The 16,498-nt window shown below is 67.1% G+C and carries 15 protein-coding genes and 3 pseudogenes; 7 read left to right on the top strand and 11 right to left on the bottom strand.

Annotated features, from left to right (window positions below; all coding sequences use genetic code 11):
* Window positions 1–353 precede the first annotated feature (353 nt).
* The 7 genes from ACFYWY_RS37280 to ACFYWY_RS37250 all read right to left on the bottom strand — a co-directional run bounded on the left by ACFYWY_RS37280 (window position 354) and on the right by ACFYWY_RS37250 (window position 6,396).
* Window positions 354–971, bottom strand: coding sequence for an NADase-type glycan-binding domain-containing protein (locus ACFYWY_RS37280; protein WP_389195658.1), 618 nt, complete (start codon window positions 969–971; stop codon window positions 354–356).
* Window positions 968–1,702 carry a hypothetical protein gene (locus tag ACFYWY_RS37275; RefSeq protein ID WP_389195655.1) on the bottom strand — a complete coding sequence of 245 codons (735 nt, stop codon included), beginning with the start codon at window positions 1,700–1,702 and terminating at the stop codon, window positions 968–970. The genes ACFYWY_RS37280 and ACFYWY_RS37275 overlap by 4 nt, the downstream gene beginning before the upstream one ends.
* On the bottom strand, window positions 1,699–2,355 hold the full coding sequence (locus tag ACFYWY_RS37270; RefSeq protein WP_389195652.1) for a phage tail protein: 657 nt from the start codon (window positions 2,353–2,355) through the stop codon (window positions 1,699–1,701). Before ACFYWY_RS37270 ends, ACFYWY_RS37275 begins: the two co-directional genes overlap by 4 nt.
* Window positions 2,352–2,507, bottom strand: coding sequence for a hypothetical protein (locus ACFYWY_RS37265; protein ID WP_389195649.1), 156 nt, complete (start codon window positions 2,505–2,507; stop codon window positions 2,352–2,354). Before ACFYWY_RS37265 ends, ACFYWY_RS37270 begins: the two co-directional genes overlap by 4 nt.
* Window positions 2,508–2,756: 249 nt before the next feature.
* Window positions 2,757–4,964 (bottom strand): FxSxx-COOH system tetratricopeptide repeat protein, encoded by a 2,208-nt coding sequence (fxsT, locus tag ACFYWY_RS37260; protein ID WP_389195646.1) that lies wholly within the window; start codon window positions 4,962–4,964, stop codon window positions 2,757–2,759.
* Window positions 4,965–5,101: 137 nt separating this feature from the next.
* Entirely contained in the window at window positions 5,102–5,566 is a 465-nt protein-coding gene (locus tag ACFYWY_RS37255; protein ID WP_389195643.1) for a hypothetical protein, read from the bottom strand.
* Between the two features lie 668 nt (window positions 5,567–6,234).
* A complete protein-coding gene (locus ACFYWY_RS37250) occupies window positions 6,235–6,396 on the bottom strand; it encodes a hypothetical protein (protein WP_389195661.1) in 162 nt (53 codons plus the stop codon).
* Between ACFYWY_RS37250 and ACFYWY_RS37245 the strand changes: the two genes are divergently transcribed.
* Window positions 6,337–6,624 (top strand): hypothetical protein, encoded by a 288-nt coding sequence (locus ACFYWY_RS37245; RefSeq protein ID WP_389195664.1) that lies wholly within the window; start codon window positions 6,337–6,339, stop codon window positions 6,622–6,624. The genes ACFYWY_RS37250 and ACFYWY_RS37245 overlap by 60 nt on opposite strands.
* Before the next feature lie 708 nt (window positions 6,625–7,332).
* On the opposite strand, the gene ACFYWY_RS37240 is transcribed toward ACFYWY_RS37245, so the two are convergent.
* Window positions 7,333–7,551, bottom strand: coding sequence for a hypothetical protein (locus ACFYWY_RS37240; RefSeq protein ID WP_389195640.1), 219 nt, complete (start codon window positions 7,549–7,551; stop codon window positions 7,333–7,335).
* Between the two features lie 167 nt (window positions 7,552–7,718).
* Between ACFYWY_RS37240 and ACFYWY_RS37235 the strand changes: the two genes are divergently transcribed.
* From ACFYWY_RS37235 to ACFYWY_RS37225, 3 genes and pseudogenes are all read left to right on the top strand, one after another.
* The gene (locus ACFYWY_RS37235; protein ID WP_389195637.1) at window positions 7,719–7,943 is read left to right on the top strand and encodes a hypothetical protein; all 225 of its coding nucleotides are present in this window, start codon (window positions 7,719–7,721) and stop codon (window positions 7,941–7,943) included.
* Between the two features lie 397 nt (window positions 7,944–8,340).
* Window positions 8,341–10,127: pseudogene (locus ACFYWY_RS37230) on the top strand (reverse transcriptase domain-containing protein).
* A 109-nt stretch (window positions 10,128–10,236) separates the two neighbouring features.
* A pseudogene (locus ACFYWY_RS37225) lies at window positions 10,237–10,382 on the top strand (IS5/IS1182 family transposase); the annotation flags it as partial.
* A gap of 4 nt (window positions 10,383–10,386) precedes the next feature.
* Here the strand turns inward: ACFYWY_RS37225 and ACFYWY_RS37220 are convergent.
* Together ACFYWY_RS37220 and ACFYWY_RS37215 are read right to left on the bottom strand one after the other, a co-directional pair.
* Entirely contained in the window at window positions 10,387–11,403 is a 1,017-nt protein-coding gene (locus ACFYWY_RS37220) for an amidohydrolase family protein (protein ID WP_389195634.1), read from the bottom strand.
* A gap of 140 nt (window positions 11,404–11,543) precedes the next feature.
* The gene (locus tag ACFYWY_RS37215; RefSeq protein ID WP_389195631.1) at window positions 11,544–13,076 is read right to left on the bottom strand and encodes an MBL fold metallo-hydrolase; all 1,533 of its coding nucleotides are present in this window, start codon (window positions 13,074–13,076) and stop codon (window positions 11,544–11,546) included.
* 103 nt (window positions 13,077–13,179) lie between these two features.
* Between ACFYWY_RS37215 and ACFYWY_RS37210 the strand changes: the two genes are divergently transcribed.
* Entirely contained in the window at window positions 13,180–13,515 is a 336-nt protein-coding gene (locus ACFYWY_RS37210) for a hypothetical protein (RefSeq protein ID WP_389195627.1), read from the top strand.
* A gap of 11 nt (window positions 13,516–13,526) precedes the next feature.
* Window positions 13,527–14,636, top strand: coding sequence for a radical SAM protein (locus tag ACFYWY_RS37205; RefSeq protein ID WP_389195624.1), 1,110 nt, complete (start codon window positions 13,527–13,529; stop codon window positions 14,634–14,636).
* Here ACFYWY_RS37205 and ACFYWY_RS37200 read toward each other — a convergent pair.
* Window positions 14,581–15,660, bottom strand: a complete 1,080-nt coding sequence (locus ACFYWY_RS37200) for a DUF692 family multinuclear iron-containing protein (protein WP_389195621.1) — start codon at window positions 15,658–15,660, stop codon at window positions 14,581–14,583. The genes ACFYWY_RS37205 and ACFYWY_RS37200 overlap by 56 nt on opposite strands.
* 185 nt (window positions 15,661–15,845) lie before the next feature.
* Between ACFYWY_RS37200 and ACFYWY_RS37195 the strand changes: the two are divergent.
* Window positions 15,846–16,409 (top strand): annotated as a pseudogene (locus ACFYWY_RS37195) (transposase); the annotation flags it as partial.
* Window positions 16,410–16,498: the final 89 nt, after the last annotated feature.

Genomic DNA, 16,498 nt, shown 5'->3' with positions numbered 1-16,498 from the left:
CCACCGGGCACTACACCGGCTTCTCCGCCACGACCACCCAGCCACTTCCAGCGGCTCTGCCAAAGGCTGACGACCTAGAGATCACCAACAGCATCCGTTCCGTGCAGCGTTGGACTCGGAGAAGTCGTTCGGCTCGGAGAGGAGCGTCACTACTCCCGCCTTGCCGGGCTGCGGGGCAGGGCTCCCGCCGTTGCCTCCACCAGAGACCGAGAAGTACCGCAGACTTGGCCGTCCGTGGAATGGCGATACGACGCGCTGCGTGAGCCTCGAGGCGGGAGTACGCGGGGGCCTTGTCCGCGGCGTCGTGGTCGCCGAGGCGCCAGGCGATGTTCGTGGCGCTGAACACCGCCGTGTTACGAAGCGGAGGAGCGCCCGAAGAACTCGATCTCGGCGATGGAGACCTGCTTGTCCGCAGCGGCGCCGTGTGCGGAGCGCAGGATGAAGCGGACCGCGCTGACCTCGCCGGTCCTGAAGGCCCGGCGTTGGCTGCCCGTGCCCTGGTCGAGGGTGAGTTCGCGGGTCGTGGTCTTGCCGTCGGCGGCGGTGACGAGGACTTGCACGCGGTGAGGGAAAGCGGACTTGGAGACGTCGGCCGCCCGGGTGGAGATGCCCGGGGTGACGAGGATGTCCAGCAGGCGAGTGGGCCGCTGGAAGCGGGCCTCTATCCACTCGCCGGCGCCGGCCTGGGAGACGCCGGGCCCCCACCAGGTGTTGTTGATCTTGTCGAAGGCCAGCTCGGGGCCGTGGCCGCTGAAGGAGCGGGACGCCTTCACCGAATCCGGCGCCACCGGGGCTCGCTTGGCGAAGTGGTCGCGCGTGGCCTGATACGCGTTGTCGATGTAGAAGGCCCCAGTCACCACGAGCGCGACCACCAGACCCCAGACGGCCAAGGTGACGATCCGGTCCAGGCTCCGGCGGAGGCGGGGGCGATCACCGGCCCAGAGGGCCGGTCTGTTGCGGAAGTTCATCATGCGACGCCACCAAGGCAGACGCCGGGCCGCCGGATCGTCCGGGCCGGCGGCGAGGGACATGGCGCAGCGACGGCAGAAGTGGCGGCCGGGCCGGTTGCCGGTGGCGCACCACGTGCAGGGGGGCCACCCTCTTCGTCCGGCTCCACGGTGGGCGCGTGGACCCGGGGGCGGGCCGCGGCGGGGCGGCCGGGCAGGACCGGGGCCACACTCGGGGCCGGCGTCACCGGCTGGTTCGGGTCGGTGACCGGTACGAGCAGCGCCCTGGCCCGCTCGTCGGCGGAGGAGCCGGGGTCGGGGCTCGCCGATGCAGGGGCGACGGCTGCGGGGACAGGGTCGATCGGCAGGGTTTCCTCGGTGGGCGAGACGGCCGGTGCAGAGTCGGGGCGGGTGACCGAGGGCGGATCGGTGCGGGCACTGTCGTCCACGCGGGCCGACTCCGGATCGGACCGGTGGTCGGGCGCGGAGGCAGCAGCGGGGTCGGGAGCGGGAGCAGGTTCGCGGCCTTCCTCACTTGCGTCGTCCTGGGCCGTCCCCTGGCTCGCGGTCCGGTCGGGCGTCCGGTTCGGGGTCCGGTCGGGCGTCCAACTGAGGACTGCGCCGCAGTCGTCGCAGAAGGACTGTCCGGGAGCCGGGCGCGCACCGCACTCGGCACAGGTCTGGGTCCGGCGCCCGCCCTCGCCGGAATTCGGGGGCTGGGCGCTGGCGGAAGAGGCGGAGGTCGGACTGGTCACCTGTCGGGTGTCCTTTCGGCGGCGGTCACCTGAACCGTGTAGGGCATATGAGCGGGGCGAGAGGCGGCGACGAGGCTCTCCAGCCGATGCTCGTCGGCCGGACTCGGGTCGGGCAGCCGTACGGTGACGTGCAGTCGCGGGCGGCGCTCGCCGGGGAAGGGGCCGAGCGGCCGCGCGTCCCAGATGGCGGCGCCGCTCTCGGTGATCTCCGGCTCCACGCCGAAGGTGAGCCGTAGCGCTTCGGCTAGACCGTGCCGGGTGCCGCGGATGCGGTGCAGGCGTACCGCGGCGGCGACCGCCGCGCGGAGCATGGCCGTGTTTTCCGGCAAATCCGGCAGGTCCGAACGGCCGGAGCACCCCGATCCGTTCAGCCGCCCCGGCCGATCGGCTCGATCCGCTCCGCCCGCTCGATCCACGCGGCCCGAACCGTCGGTCTCCGCGCCGACCCACTCACCGAGCCAGCGGGTGAAGTCGGCGGGAGCCAGCGACGGTGTGAAGTACGCGTCCAGGCAGTCCAGCACGTTGTGGACCGGGGCCAGCACCTCGTCGAGGCCGGCCACGAACTTCTGCGCCAGCTCGTCGTCGGCGAACACGGCGGGCAGCACGGGGCCGAGCGGGGCCGAGGAGCCCAGACCGTCGACCGACCCCCTCATGACGCGTCCCCGATCACACGGACCCGGTGGTCGAAGGAGAAGACCAGAGCCGGGGCGGCGAGGTCGATCCGCTCCGTGGGGTCACCACGCTTCCCGCTCAGCGGGTCGGCGGGGTGGAGCAGCACCTCGTCCACGAGCTCGACGCCGGGCACCCGTTGCAGGACCGCGAGCCTGCCTGCCGAAGACGCCGTGGGTTCCCGGTGAAAGCGCCTCAGTCACGCTGAACTCACGGCCGACGTGCTGGTAAGAACCGTGTCGCCAGCCGCAAGCGGCGTCTCGCCCACTCAGTCGACTGCGTAGGGGCAGTCCGGAGTCGGCAGCCGCCTCGGCAAGCGCAAGGCGACCGCCTTCGGCTAAGACACGCGCTTGTAGGTCGGGCATAGCCGACGGGTAGCCGTTCATCAATCGGGTGGTTGATGAACCGAGGTATCCCCTGCTGCCCGTCGCCAGTTGGCGAGGCGGTTCCGGGTGGTGAGGGTGTCGGGGTGGTCGGGCCCCAGTACCCGCTTTTGGTCCGCCACCAGCTGCTCAAAGGCGGCTACCGCGCCAGCCACATCCCCCGCCTGCCCCCTGAAGTTGGCGAGGCTGTGCCGGGCGATGAGCGTGTGGGGGTGGTCGGGCCCCAGTACCCGCTCCCGGTCCGCCACCAGCTGCTCAAGAGCGGCTGCCGCGCCGGCCACATCCCCCGCGTCCCCCCTGAAGTTGGCGAGGCTGTGCCGGGCGTAGAGCGTGTCGGGGTGGTCGGGCCCCAGTACCCGCTCCCGGTCCGCCACCAGCTGCTCAAGAGCGGCTGCCGCGCCAGCCACATCCCCCGCGTCCCCCCTGAAGCCAGCGAGGTCGTGCCGGGCGTAGAGCGTGTGGGGATCGTCGGGCCCCAGTACCCGCTCTTGGTCCGCCACCAGCTGCTCAAAGGCGGCTACCGCGCCGGCCACATCCCCCGCCTGCCCCCTGAAGCCAGCGAGGTCGTGCCGGGCGTAGAGCGTGGGGGGGTCGTCGGGCCCCAGTACCCGCTCTTGGTCCGCCACCAGCTGCTCAAGAGCGGCTACCGCGCCGGCCACATCCCCCGCGTCCCCCCTGAAGCCAGCGAGGTCGTGCCGGGCGATGAGGGTATCGGGGTGGTCGGGCCCCAGTACCCGCTCCACGTCCGCCAGCACATGCTCAAGAGCGGCTGCCGCGCCGGCCGCATCCCCCGCCTCCCCCCGCCAGTAGGCAAGGTTGCGCCGGGCGGTGAGGGTGTTGGGGTGGTCGGGCCCCAGATGGTGTTGGGTGTCGTTGGCCAGCTGCTGGACGTAGTGGAAGGCAGCTGTGGTCTGGCCAGCCTCGCCGAGGCTCTGACCGGTGCGGAAGAGGACGCGGTGGGCATCGGGTTGGTACAGGGCGTCTTCGGCGTGGAGGGTCAGCGCTTCGGTGTTGGCGCGCAGGGCCTGGGCGAGGGAAGTGTCGCGTTCGATCTCGGGCCAGGCGGCCATCAGGGCGTCGGCGGCCGTACGGGCGAGTCGGTCGTGCTGATCGGCGGGGAGGGGGTCGCGGACGGCGCGTTGGAGCAGCTGGTGGATGCGGACAGTGTGGTGTGGGCTGCTGGGGTTGTGGTCGATCAGGCTCAGGCGGTTTAGCGCACGCAGCGCCTGTGTGGCTGCTGAGGCCGTGATCTCTTCTGCATGGGTCTGTCCTGGGGCAGCGGTGTGGTGTTGGGCGAGGCGGTTGAGAGCTGGCGGGCTGGTCAGGACGGCGGCGGGGATGCCGTTGGGGTCGAGCATTGCGGCGAGCTGCAGCATGGGGCGGGCCAGACCCGCTGGGGGAAGTTGGTCAGCGCATTCAATGGACAGGGACCAGGTGGCGGCGACGTTGGTTGCCTGGTCGTCGGGGAGTCCGGAAGGGTCGGGCAGTACGTCGGTGAGGGTGCTTGCTCGGTCGGTCAACCGGTGCCGGTAGGTGGCGCAGTCCAGGCCGACGTCGAGGAGGTACGCGGCGGCCTGGGACAGTGCCAGCGGAAGGTAGCCGAGGTCGTCGGCGAGGCCGGCGAGCTGGTCGGGGGGCTCGTGGCGGTCGTGGGCGGCCAGAGCAGCGGTGAAGTAGGCGGTTGCCTCGCCGTCGGTGAACAGGCCCACCGGTACGAGTTGGCGGCCGTGTCCGGTGAGAGCGGCGTCGCGGCGGCGGGTGGTGATCAGAGTGCGGCCGTGGGTGCTGTCGGGGGGCCACAGGTTGCGCAGGTCGGCTGGGTCGGCGAGGTCGTCGAGTACGACCAGCCAGCGGCGCGTAGTGCCGGGCTTGGGCTCCAGCCAGGCCAGGAACGCGTGTGCCGCGGTCTCCAGGTCGGTGGGGTCGGCGCCGAGGACCTCGACTGCGGCCTGGGCGTAGCCGGTGACGACTGCGTCGCGGGTGGCGGCGCTGACCCATACCAGCAGGTCCAGCTTCCCGGCCTGCCACAGCGTTCGGGCGTGATGGGCTGCAAGCTGGGACTTGCCTACTCCGCCGAAGCCGGCCAGTACCTGGGCGTGTACGACGGTGTCCCCGCCGTACGCTGCGTGCTCCAGCTGCTGGGCGGTGGCACGGTCCTGGAAGCAGTCGGCCTGGCGGGGCAGCACGCCGACCTGGTGCGGCCAGGTCACCGGGGGAAGAGGTGCGGCGTGGAACGCGACCCGCCCGCCGGGGCCGACATAGCCGACGGCGAGGCTGCGATCCTTGGCGGTGATACTTCCCGGTAGGCCGGCGAAGCCGGGCGTCGGGTCGAGGCTGGCCGGTCCGCTCAGTCTTTGGGCGGCTCCGGCCTCGGAGGGGGGCTAATGTGCGCACCCCCTTCGATGACCTGGGCCGCGATTGAGCTGTCCTCGGCATGGATGCTCACGTTGTGGGCTGCCGCCAGTCCGCCTGTCACTCCGCCCTGCGGGGCGTGTTCGTTCAGCAGAGCACGCAGCTGGTCAGCGGCTTGGCTGCGGTCTGCCTCGTCCAGGCTTTCCAGCATGGCCTCGATACGGGCCTGCCAGGAGGCCTGCTGGCCGATCCGCGCCCGCTCTGCCTCGGCCGGGTCGGTGGCCTGCAGGGCGGTAGCGGTCTGGTCGAGGCGCTCCAGCTCCGCCTGCTCCCGCTGGGCATCGCCCCGCCCGAACCAACGGGCAACCGCGCCGCGGAACCCGTTCCACGCATCGGTACCGGCAGCCTGCACCACCGCGGTGCCGCCAGCCACAGCCAGCGCTACCAAGGTCTCCAGCATCTTCCGGCCTCCTCACCCGAGTGGCCTCTCTAAATCCGTATCGCCGCAGAGAAGGACCGCAGGCAGCGCCTCGAAGGGAACACCCTCATGCTCATTGTCCAACGTCTTCTACTAGTCGGCACCCGCAACTGCCACGCGGCGACGAACTCCACCACCTTGCTCGTTTGCGGCTGGTGACGATTCTGCTGGCTTTCCCACTCACGCGGTGAGGGAGATACCGAGGCGGGCAAGCTGGCTAACGCGGATGCGCTCGAGCGGATGAGCCCCGCTGGGCACGGAATAAGCCAGCAGGATCGGTGACATGGTTCTTACCGGCACGTCCGCCGTGGGTTCAGCGAGAATGAGGGGTCTTTTACGGGAACCCGCGGCTCCCCGTGCAGCCGTGCAGCAGTGCTTGAGAGTGCCGTGGGTTCCGTCGCCTGTGGCGATCCGCTCACGGGTGGGCTCAGCTTCTGTGGTTCTGGGCCGTGTGCGAGGCCGCTACCGGCCAGGCTGGTGATCGTTTCCTGCTGGTGCGGCGAGCGAGGTGGGGCGTAACGGAGGCAAGCACCAAAGGCCACCAGTCGTTGATCTCCCTGGCGTCCACGGGGCCGTGACCGAAGGTCAGGAGACGGCGGGCATGGGTGCACCCTCAGCCACCATGCCGCGACGTGTCGTGGGCGTCAGGGTCAGCTGACGGATCCGACATGCCACAGGTTGTGCCCATGCCTGGCGACATCCAGCAAGACGGAGCGCAGTGCTGCGCGGGCCGCGCCGCGTTCCTTCATCGCGTGGCAGTTGGGGCACAGGGCGACCATCTGAGAGGGGTGGTCACGGCCGCCCTCAGCGATCCGTTCGACGTGGTCAACTTCCAGGATCGCTTGGCCGTCGTCGGTGACATCGGCTGGTTGACCGCCGCACGTGGGGTTCTCACAACGGCTCTGTGCGCGCACCAACACGGCCCGCCGAGCATCCCGGAGGCGGACCGGATCACGGCTGACTCGCTCGCTGCGGCGCCCGTAGGTGTCAGCCTCGCGCCGCTCCACTTTTCGTACAAGGGAGCGGTACTCCGACACTGAGGAGGCTGTGCCCGGGGCTGGCATCACGGCCGCAGCTGCTTGGCTTCCGGGACTTTCGAAGACCTGGGCGCGGGAACGCTCGCACTGCTGATGCCGACTCCGTCCAGCCGACACCGGGCGGTCACACACGGGGCACAAGCGTGCTTCCGCCCGCTCCCTGTCAAGCCCTGGTGACCGCACCCGTAGGACAACATCAGGCCGGGCAGCATGAGGCTCACCCTGGGCGTCAGCAACCGCCTCCTGCTGGGCAAGCACCGTGGGTTGTGGACCGCGTGGCATTGCAGGAGTCAAGGGAATAGGCCAGTCGATCTCTGATGACGCATCCCACTTGGCCCGCTTCCCACGCCGTAGCACAGGCTTTCTCGTATGCGGGTTGTTCCCACGGCGCGTCACGCGCTTGCTGGATGACGAGGTTCCTTTGGGTACCGCAGCCGTCGTCCCGAACAGTCGCTGCTCTATCTCCCAGTCGAGTTCAGCCACCCGTTGGCGGAGGCGCGCGACCACCTCTCCGTTCCCCAACTGCTGGTTGTAGATGATGCGTTGAGCAGCACTTGTGCGCTGCCTGAAGAGACGATCGATCTGCTTGTCGGCCATTGGACTCCTGGAGGTGGCACCACCAAGACGGGGGTACTCAGCCTAGATGCACGGCGCCCAGCGCAGGAATGCAATCTCGCCCCGGCCAGACGACAGCGAGCGTCGGCAGGATACTCATTCGCTGTCGGCGGCTTGTTCGATCTGGTCGTTGAGCAGCTTCTGGGCGATGTCCGCGTAACGGCTCGCGGTGGTATGGGACAGGTTGAAGACCAGGGCGAGGTGCAGCGGGTCGGCGCCAACGGTCAGTGCCTCGCGCAGTACCCGGTCACCGCGGATGCGTTCCAGGTAGACGCCCTGGTGGAGCAGGTGCCGCTTGAGGTATTCGGCGCTCACGGGCCCGGTCCCCAGGGCGGTCTTCGCGTTGATGAGCACGTGCCGGTTGGGGGTCTTGGGCCAGCGGGCACGGTGTTGGTCGAGCCAGGTCCGGCGATGGTGATCCGGCGGTTGGGCAGGTCGAGGTCGTCCAGGGTGAGGTGCCGGATTGCCGCGGCGCGGGCGGCGTGGACGGCAGCCAGGGCGACGATCAGCCGTTGCGCCAGGATTGTGAAGAGCCGGTTTCACGTCGTGAAGAGGCGCTGGGTGGTCGAGCGGAGCATGTGCGCCACGAGGCGCTCTGTTTGTATCCCCGGCTCAGCCGGGAGGAACTCGGAAGGAGGTTCCTGGGCCAGATGACTTACCTGGATCCGAAAGGTGAAGGGGACAACAGCATGTCAGAAAACCAGTAACCGGGCCCAGTTGTCAGGGACGGTGTGCTGGGTGGCCCGCGCGATATGGCGAAGACTGGATTGTTTGAAGCCCAATCTCCAGAAGATGCAAGCTCCCATCCGTCGGAAAGACAGCTGAAACCGGCGCCGTGCTCTGCACTGGATTCGATTGTTGTCCTGTGCACCTCCGGAGCACGGAGCGATGCCCAACGAGGGCATTTCAAGGAGATGAGTGGGACGCCTACGTCGCGCTATGACGTACAACAGAGACGAACGTGGGATCGCCTACGGGACGCGAGTCCTATGGCGACGGAGGCCCCGTAGTAGTCGCCGGAGTCACGCCCGGCCAGGGAGGGCGGGAAAGCCGTCCACAGGGCAAAGGGGGCCAGGTGATTCGGACACCCGAGACTCGGGAGGTATGCGTAAGCAGAGCGCCAAAACGGTGCTGGGTGTCCTGCGTGAACGCGGCAGGCGTGGCCTGCCGTGCAATGAACTGTTTCGGCAGCTGTTCAATCCGCAGTTGTATCTGCTGGCCTACGGGCGGATCTACGCCAACCATGGCGCGATGACGCCCGGGGTCACGTTGGAAACCGTGGACGGCATGTCGCAGCGGAAGATCGACCGGATCATCGAGGCGATGCGCCACGAGCGCTACCGCTTCCATCCGGTCCGGCGTGTCCATATCCCGAAGAAGAATGGGAAGACGCGTCCGCTGGGGCTGCCGACCTGGTCGGACAATTCGTCGGTGAAGTGATCCGCCTGTTATTGGAGGCGTATTACGAGCCGACGTTCTCCGACCGCTCGCATGGATTCCGTCCCCGCCGTGGCTGCCATACCGCTTTGCGGGAGGTCGACCACACTTGGACCGGGACGTCCTGGTTCATCGAAGGGGACATCGCCGACTGCTTCGGCAGCCTGGACCATCAGGTGCTGCTGTCGATCCTCGGCGAGAAGATCCATGACCAGCGGTTTCTGCGGCTGGTGCGCAACATGCTCAAGGCCGGATACCTGGAGGACTGGAGATGGGGTGCCACGCTCTCCGGAGCGCCGCAAGGCGGAGTGGCCTCCCCGGTCCTGTCCAACATCTACCTGAACAAGCTGGATGAGTTCGTCGAGACAGCTCTGATTCCGGAGTACACCCGAGGGAAGCGCCGGGCCCGAAACCCGGCCTACCTGGAGTTGCAGAATCTGCTGGCGAAAGCCCGCCGGCGCGGCGACCGGGTCCAAGCCCGTACGCTGCGTCAGCGGATGGTCAGCCTGCCAAGCGCGGATCCCGACGATCCGGCATACCGCAGACTGCGCTACATACGCTATGCGGACGATCACCTCCTCGGTTTCACCGGACCGAAAGCCGAGGCCGAGCAGATCAAGCAATACCTAGCCCAGTTCCTGCGCGACGAACTCAAGCTGGAGCTGTCCCAGGAAAAGACGCTGATCACTCATGCCCGCACCGGGGCAGCGAGGTTTCTCGGCTACGAGATCACGATCCAGCACAACGACACGAAGAAGACCAGCCGTTACCGTCGGGTCAACGGCCAGGTCGCTCTCCGTGTCCCACGGGACGTGATTAAGTCCAAGTGCGCCCCCTATCTCGCCCGCGGAGAACCCGCGAAGAAGACAGCCCTGATCAACAGCAGCGATCACGCGATCGTGGCGACCTTCGGGACCGTCTACCGGGGCGTTGTCCAGTACTACCTGCTCGCCGGAGATGTCTTCCGGCTGCACCGGCTGCAATGGGTCATGGAAACGTCCCTGCTCAAGACCCTTGCCGCCAAGCACCGTTCGTCAGTGTCGAAGATGGCCGCCAAGCACAAGGTCAGAATTGACACTCCCAACGGGCCCCGGGTGTGCTTCGAGGCCCGTATTGAACGGAAGAACAGGAAACCACTGGTGGTACGGTTCGGCGGAATTCCCCTCCAACGGCAGCGAGTGGCGGAAATCGCCGATCGTGAGCCGGTGCGGGTGGACTATCCGCAGAAGGAACTCATCGCGAGACTCCTGGCGGATACCTGCGAGATCTGTGGAAGCAAGGGAAGTGTGCAGGTGCACCACGTCCGTGCTCTCGCCGACCTCGCACATGCTGGATGGCAACCTTCCGACTGGGCACGCGTCATGCTTCACCGACGACGCAAAACGGTCGTGGCCTGCGACGTTTGCCACGACCGTATCCATTCAGAACGGCCAGCCAGATCACTCACGCAGTAGTCACTGGAGAGCCGGATGACCGGGAAACCGTCATGTCCGGTTCGGCGGGAGGCCGCGCGGAACAGGACTCGCCCCACGGCGAGCACCTCACCGCGCGGCCGACCCAACTGGTTGGATCATGATGCATCGCCGCCTCGCCCGCGACTACGAGACCCTCACCGCAAGCTCCGAAGCCATGATCCGCATCGCCTCGGTCGACAACCTCGCCAGGCGCATAACGGACGAGACCACCCAACCTGCCGAGGAACTTACTAGGGCATCAAGGGCAATCTGCCTGCTTCACACGCCCTCTAAGGTCGTCGTCGCATTCGTTCGCAGGCGCCGGAATCCCGTACAACTGTAGGAGATTCTCGCCGAGGATCGCCCGTCGCGCGGTCGGTTCGACGTCCTGGAAGAGTTCGTCGGTGATCTTCCTGCTGTGCGGCCAGGTACCTTCCGGATGCGGGAAATCCGATCCCCACATGAGCGTTTCGTGACCGGTGACGGACAGAAACTGCAACGATGCAGGCTCGTCCTGAAATGTGACCTTCACCTGGCGGCGTACATAGTCACTGGGCTCGAGTGGGTACGGCCAATCGATCTTTCCGTCCACCGTCCACGCGAAGTCCATCGATTCCATCAACGAGGCCAGCCACCCCGCGTTCGTCTCGACGCACACGACCCTCAGCTCCGGATGGGCTGCCAGGATCCCGCTTCCGACCAATGTCGCCACCAAGTGCTGGGGAATTAGCGTCAGTAGGCTCGGCAGAGCGGTCGTCGCGACCTTGGCGGCCCGGGGATGGGCCAATGAGGCCCGGTCGAAGCGTGCTCCGAGCAGCTGGGGCCACGTGGCTGTGCTCAGATCGAGACCCGCGTCGTCGAAGTGGAAGTTGACCGGCAGCCGGTTGGCCTGTGCCGCCGCCCACACCTTGTCGTACTCCCGGCCGAAATACGGCGTGGGTGGCAGCATCGGCAGCGCGATACCGCGTAGGCCGAGACCCGCCACCCGCTCGATCTCCTGTACGGCTGCCTCGGGATCGGCCACAGAGATCATCGCCACTGCGATCGCACGGTCGCGGTGATCCGTGAACAGCTCGGCAACATAATCGTTATAGGCGCGGCAACAGGCCATCGCGTACTGCGGATCGGCCAGGCGCAGCAGGTAGAGACCGAGGTTGCCGAAGATCGCCTCCGCCCAGACCCCGTCCGCGTCCATTTCGGCCAGTCTGCGGTCTACATCGTCGGTGATCAGGCTGCCGTCGGAGTGTCGCTGATCGTCCAGTGGATCGGTGGCCACCGCCCTGCCGTCGACGATCCAGACCCGGTGGGTGCGGGTGAACTCGAACCGAGGCGCACGCTCGCGCAGCGTTCGCGGCAGCCGTTCGGTCCATACGTCCGCGGACTCCTGGAGATGCCCGTCCGCTGAATTGAGCCAGGTCATCGGGATACCTCCGCCGGGTAGGGCCATACGTGCCCTGGCAGTCGCACCAGTTCCGGACGGTCAGCGACCGACCGCAGTGACTCGCCCGGCCGTAGGATCAGTACCTTCACAGGCGATCTAATCAGCTTGCCGTCCACCGTGCCCGAACGACGCGCAGCAGCCTCGGCCACTCGCTCGGGAAACGGGTCGAAGGACGAGTCCTCGACACCTCTGCCGTCGAGACGCGGACCGAGCCCAATCTCCCAATGCCACGGCGCACCGCCGTCACCGTACGGGATGAGAAGTCGCGCCCCCCAACGCTCAGCGACATCGATCGCGTCGTCGATCGCATTCATCAGCCGCATCCGTACGCCCCATTGCTCGGGCGGTACGAACAACAGATACCGCGCCACCGAGGAACCGAGCAGCTGGGGAGGATAGGTCAACCAGCCCCGGTAACCACAGAAGACCAGATCGACGGCGCCGTGCTCGGCATGGGACTGGCTCGCCAACTGCTTGACATCGCCCGCGAGATCGGCGCCTGAGTCAGCCAGAAATACCGCGGACCACTCAGGGGCCTGCACCCGGTAGACACAGCCGTGGTTGCGAATCTCCGGATGCAGCCGGTCGCCATCCGTCGGCTGCTCGCCGAAGAACGGCAGCGCCCGGACCCCCAAGCTCCCGATCGTCACCGCGTCACCCCAGCGCAGCGTGCGGACCCTGGTGAACCCCAGCTCACTCAGCCGTCGCGCCATATCCACGGTGAGAGTGTTCTCCACCTCCACCTCCGGCACGTAGACCAGGGTGTCCGGCGGAATACGCAACAGGCTGGCCAGATCGAAATGATCGGGGTGGCTGTGCGTGATCAAAACGGCATCCAACTGCCCCAGCTCATCGAGCTGCAACGGCTGGTATCCGCAGGGATGGTCCGGAGATTCCGCCGCCAAAAAGGGGTCGATGATGAGGGCAGTGGACTGATCGCGGACGACGACGGTGTTATGTCCCACGAAGGTCACCTCTGCCCGGCCGGCCGCAACCGCTCCCTCGTCCTGGGCTCTCTTTCCCTCATGACATTCCAGATCCGTCCATGGCACGGCAATGCCCGAACGCTGGAGTGCATCGACCAATGCCTGGATGTCTGAGTGCAGAGACTTGATGTCGCCCAGGCCTGGGCCGTACAGAGCGGCGATCACACGGTGGGTCTCCGCCCAATGGCTAGCCGGGAGCCGGGCACGGATCTCCTGTCCCACAGCGAGCACTGAGGGACGCGACAGCTCGGCCGGGGGCCGCAGCAACTCCTCACGCAGCCGCCAGCCAGCGCCTGCCGGAATCGCGACCTTGGCCATGAGAGGGCTGGCACACACACGCTCAGCGAGGGACGGCAGTTGCGCGTGTTCGAAATCGCCGGCCTCCATCCAGGTCCACAGCGGACGGAAGAGGGCTCTGGCCGTCTCGTCGAGGCGCGTGCTGCTCGGGCTCCCGAACGGGGTGTGGTCCACATGGCTGACACTCAGCGACACATCAGAGCAAATTCGGAGAAGATCAGGCATGCGCATTTTCCGGGAGAGTTACAAGTGGTCTGCGTACTCCCAAAGTACGCGGGCGGAATACTTTTCCGTCACCTCACACCCCCTAATGGGCAAGGAGAGTTGCATGACACCGAGAATGTCGAACAAAGAGGCGGCACTCCGATGCATCGAGGACTCCTCCTTCGCGCAGAAGGTGATCTACGGCGGCGAGGACTATCCGGTGGTTCGTGACGCCATCCTGGCGGATCTCTACGCATCGACGGCCGCGGTAGGAACACGCACCGAGGAGGAGGGGTTCAGACTATTCGACGACAAGTTCCGGGACATGCGTCCCACGGCCGGCCCGATGGGACCCTGCTTCGTGAAGTACTACCCGAAGGGTCCGAAGCCGAAGTTGTGGGATGAATGGCTAGAGCTTCCCAAGCCGAATCTGAAAATTCTCACCGAAGGGGCATCGTGACATCTCTTCGCATGGTGACGCTCAAGGTGGCGTCGCGATGCAACCTGGCCTGCTCCTACTGCTACGTGTACGCCAAGGGCGACGAGACGTGGAGACGCCGGCCGCCCATCATGAGCGACGAGACTTTCTCCGCGACGGTTCGCTGGATCCGCCGTCAGACGAGCGTACCGGTCACGCTGCTGTTCCACGGCGGCGAACCCACGCTCGTCGGCGCCGAGCGGTTCGACCGCTGGTGCCGCGAAGCCAGCGATGTGCTGGCGGCGCAGGGTGTGTCGCTGGCGATCCAGACCAACGGCCTGCTGATCGACGACGCTTGGATCGACGTCCTGCGCCGCCACCAAGTGTCGGTGGGCGTCAGTCTCGACGGGCCCCCGCAGGTCCACGACGCCCAGCGTTTCGACCACCGAGGGGCCGGCTCCTACGAAAAGACCCTTGCTGCGCTGCGCAGGATGACGGCGCAGGGCGTGGCCTGGAGCATCCTCTCGGTGATCAACTTTGACCACGATCCGGTCGGTATCCACAGGCACCTCGTGGACGAGGTCGGCGCGGACAGCATCGACTACCTCTTGCCGGACGAGACTCACGAGACCGTCGGTACCCTCCGCGAACGTTACGGGCCGACGCCGGTGGCCGACTGGTTGATTCCGCTGTTCGATGAGTGGTGGCAGCGCGATCTCATCCGGATCAGGGTACGAGTGCTCGACAGCATGATCGTGGCACTGAAGCGGCAGAGCGCCTGGACGGGGCAGTTCGGCAACGCGCCCCTTGGCTACCTGATTGTTGAGTCCGACGGCACCGTCGAGGGTCTGGATGTACTGAAGATGATCCGCCCCGACATGGCCGACACGGGGCTCACAGTATGGTCGCCACAGCCGATCGGCATTGCCCTGCCCGAGTTGCACCGTAAGGCTTCCCTGGAGGGCTTTCCGCTGCCGACAGGCTGCCATGATTGCCGGGAGGCTGATACCTGCGCCGGGGGCTGGCTACCGCACCGCTATGCGCGCGAGAGTGCATTCGACAATCCGAGCGCCTGGTGCACCGACCTCTACCGACTGTTCGACCACGTCAGGGACCGGCTGGGGACCGCAGTACCGCTTGCGTACGCCGCAGATCGTCCCTGACCTCGCTGATCTCGCCGCGCCTGCCGTCGCGTTCGATCACTACGGCGCGGCAGTTGGGCATGCGGGACACCAGCGTGGACAGCAGGCTCAGGTCCCGTTCGTCGACGGGAAAAGCATGCGCGTCATAGTGCCGACCCTCGGCCTCGTCTCCGCCCGCCAGGTGTACCGCGGTCACGGCATCGAGGCGGAGCCTGGCCAGCTCGGCAGTGACGTCGCAGAATCCATTGGCGCCGTTCAGCGTCAGGTTGGTGAGATCGAGAAGAATGCCGCACCCGGTCCTGGCGACCAGCTCATTGAGGAACTCCGCCGTCGTCAGCTCACCGCCCGGGTCGAAGGTCAGCGCGACGTTCTCCAAGGCCAGCTGTACGCCCAGCGCGTCCTGGATACGCCGAACGTTCGCCGCGGTCAGCTCCAGGCTCTCCTCCACCCGCCACTGCGGAACGAAGTGCCCCAGCGAGCAACCTGAGGTCCGGCTGAAGGCAAGGTGGTCGCTCAGATCGGGAGCGCCCGCCACAGCCAGCAGCCGCCTCATCCGCTCCAGTCGGTCCGGATCCGCGGTCGCCTGGGGGGAACCGACCGACAGCCCGACGCTGTGCATCACCACCGAGGAACGGTCCGCCAGTACATCGAGCATCCGCCGCGCCCGCCCATCGCGGAGATAATCGTCGATCCGGTGCTCCCAGACCTGCACCTCAGCCTCCCCCTCGAACCTGGCGTACAGGTCCGGCCAGAACCCCAGCCCGCACAACGGCCTGGCCCCTACCCGCCAAACCCGCGTCACCGACTGAGTGACCGGCCCCGCGTCGACAGGCTCAGGCCCCTGACTCACTCGCCTCATATCGAGATGAAGAGCCGCCGCGCACATTCCCTCCGGATCAAGCCCACCGATGATCGCCGCCTCGGCCCCTCCCTCCAGCCGCCGCTTCGCATAGGACCGAGGATCCGCCAACCAGGCCCGCCGCCGCTGCACGTCGGTGAGAAGCTCGGCAAGCGCCTCGTGCACGGCCACGATGTCTCGTTTCATCCCCCAATCGAAACACGACAATTCCCCACTCCCTGAACACGCGCCGCCACGGCCGGAAATACATCGAAGGCTCTGCAGTCTTATGACATAACCATTGGAACGCCGGGCCGCGTGACAAACTGACCCCCAGAAACAACAAAACGGCCGGCTCCCATCTCCATCACCTCCGCGAGGCCCTGCGAGGTGACTGGGCCCGGCAGTTGCCGCTGGTCGAGGACGCACTCGGCACGCAGATGCTGGCGCTCTTGGTCCAGCTGGACGCCGCCTGCACTGCTGCCGACGACCTGGCCAAGGCGGTGGAGGAGGCGTTCCCTCAGCACCCGGACGCTGACATCCTCCTCGGCTTCCCGGGGCTCGGCGTCCAGCTCGGCGCCCGGGTGCTGGCCGAGATCGGCGACGACCACACTCGCTTCACTGACGCCCGCGGCCTGAAGGCCTATGCGGGTTCCTCGCCGATCACCCGGGCCTCCGGCAAGAAGTCCAGCATCACCCGACGGCGAGTGAAGAATGACCGGCTCAACCACGCCGGCTACCTGTGGGCCTTCGCCGCCCTCACCGCCTCGCCCGGGGCCAAGGTCCACTACCGCCGGCGGCGTGACCAGCACGGGGACTGGCATGCGTCGGCGTTGCGCAACCTGTTCAACCGCCTCGTCGGCCAGATGCATCACTGCCTGCAGCACGGCGAGCGCTACGACGAGGCGCTGGCTTTCCCGTCCCTGCCGGAAGCGCTTGGGACGGCGGCCGACTAGTAGGACTCCGTTAGGTCTTCCTCTTGGTCGTGTTTGGGGGCATGTTGGGGGTGTGGACGCACACGAAGTGAACCGTGCTCGGGCGAAGT

Source organism: Streptomyces sp. NPDC002870 (assembly GCF_042888505.1).
Lineage (GTDB): Bacteria > Actinomycetota > Actinomycetes > Streptomycetales > Streptomycetaceae > Streptomyces.
Note: the sequence above shows the minus strand (reverse complement) of the source record. Positions and strands in the feature narration are given on the sequence as shown.

Excerpts from the sequence above, each read along its gene's own strand:
- ACFYWY_RS37205 (WP_389195624.1), top strand. The coding sequence starts at position 13,527 with ATGGTGACGCTCAAGGTGGCGTCGCGATGCAACCTGGCCTGCTCCTAC.
- ACFYWY_RS37255 (WP_389195643.1), bottom strand. The coding sequence starts at position 5,566 with ATGCTGGAGACCTTGGTAGCGCTGGCTGTGGCTGGCGGCACCGCGGTG.
- ACFYWY_RS37280 (WP_389195658.1), bottom strand. The coding sequence starts at position 971 with ATGATGAACTTCCGCAACAGACCGGCCCTCTGGGCCGGTGATCGCCCC.
- ACFYWY_RS37210 (WP_389195627.1), top strand. The coding sequence starts at position 13,180 with ATGACACCGAGAATGTCGAACAAAGAGGCGGCACTCCGATGCATCGAG.
- ACFYWY_RS37215 (WP_389195631.1), bottom strand. The coding sequence starts at position 13,076 with ATGCCTGATCTTCTCCGAATTTGCTCTGATGTGTCGCTGAGTGTCAGC.
- ACFYWY_RS37200 (WP_389195621.1), bottom strand. The coding sequence starts at position 15,660 with ATGAAACGAGACATCGTGGCCGTGCACGAGGCGCTTGCCGAGCTTCTC.
- ACFYWY_RS37270 (WP_389195652.1), bottom strand. The coding sequence starts at position 2,355 with ATGAGGGGGTCGGTCGACGGTCTGGGCTCCTCGGCCCCGCTCGGCCCC.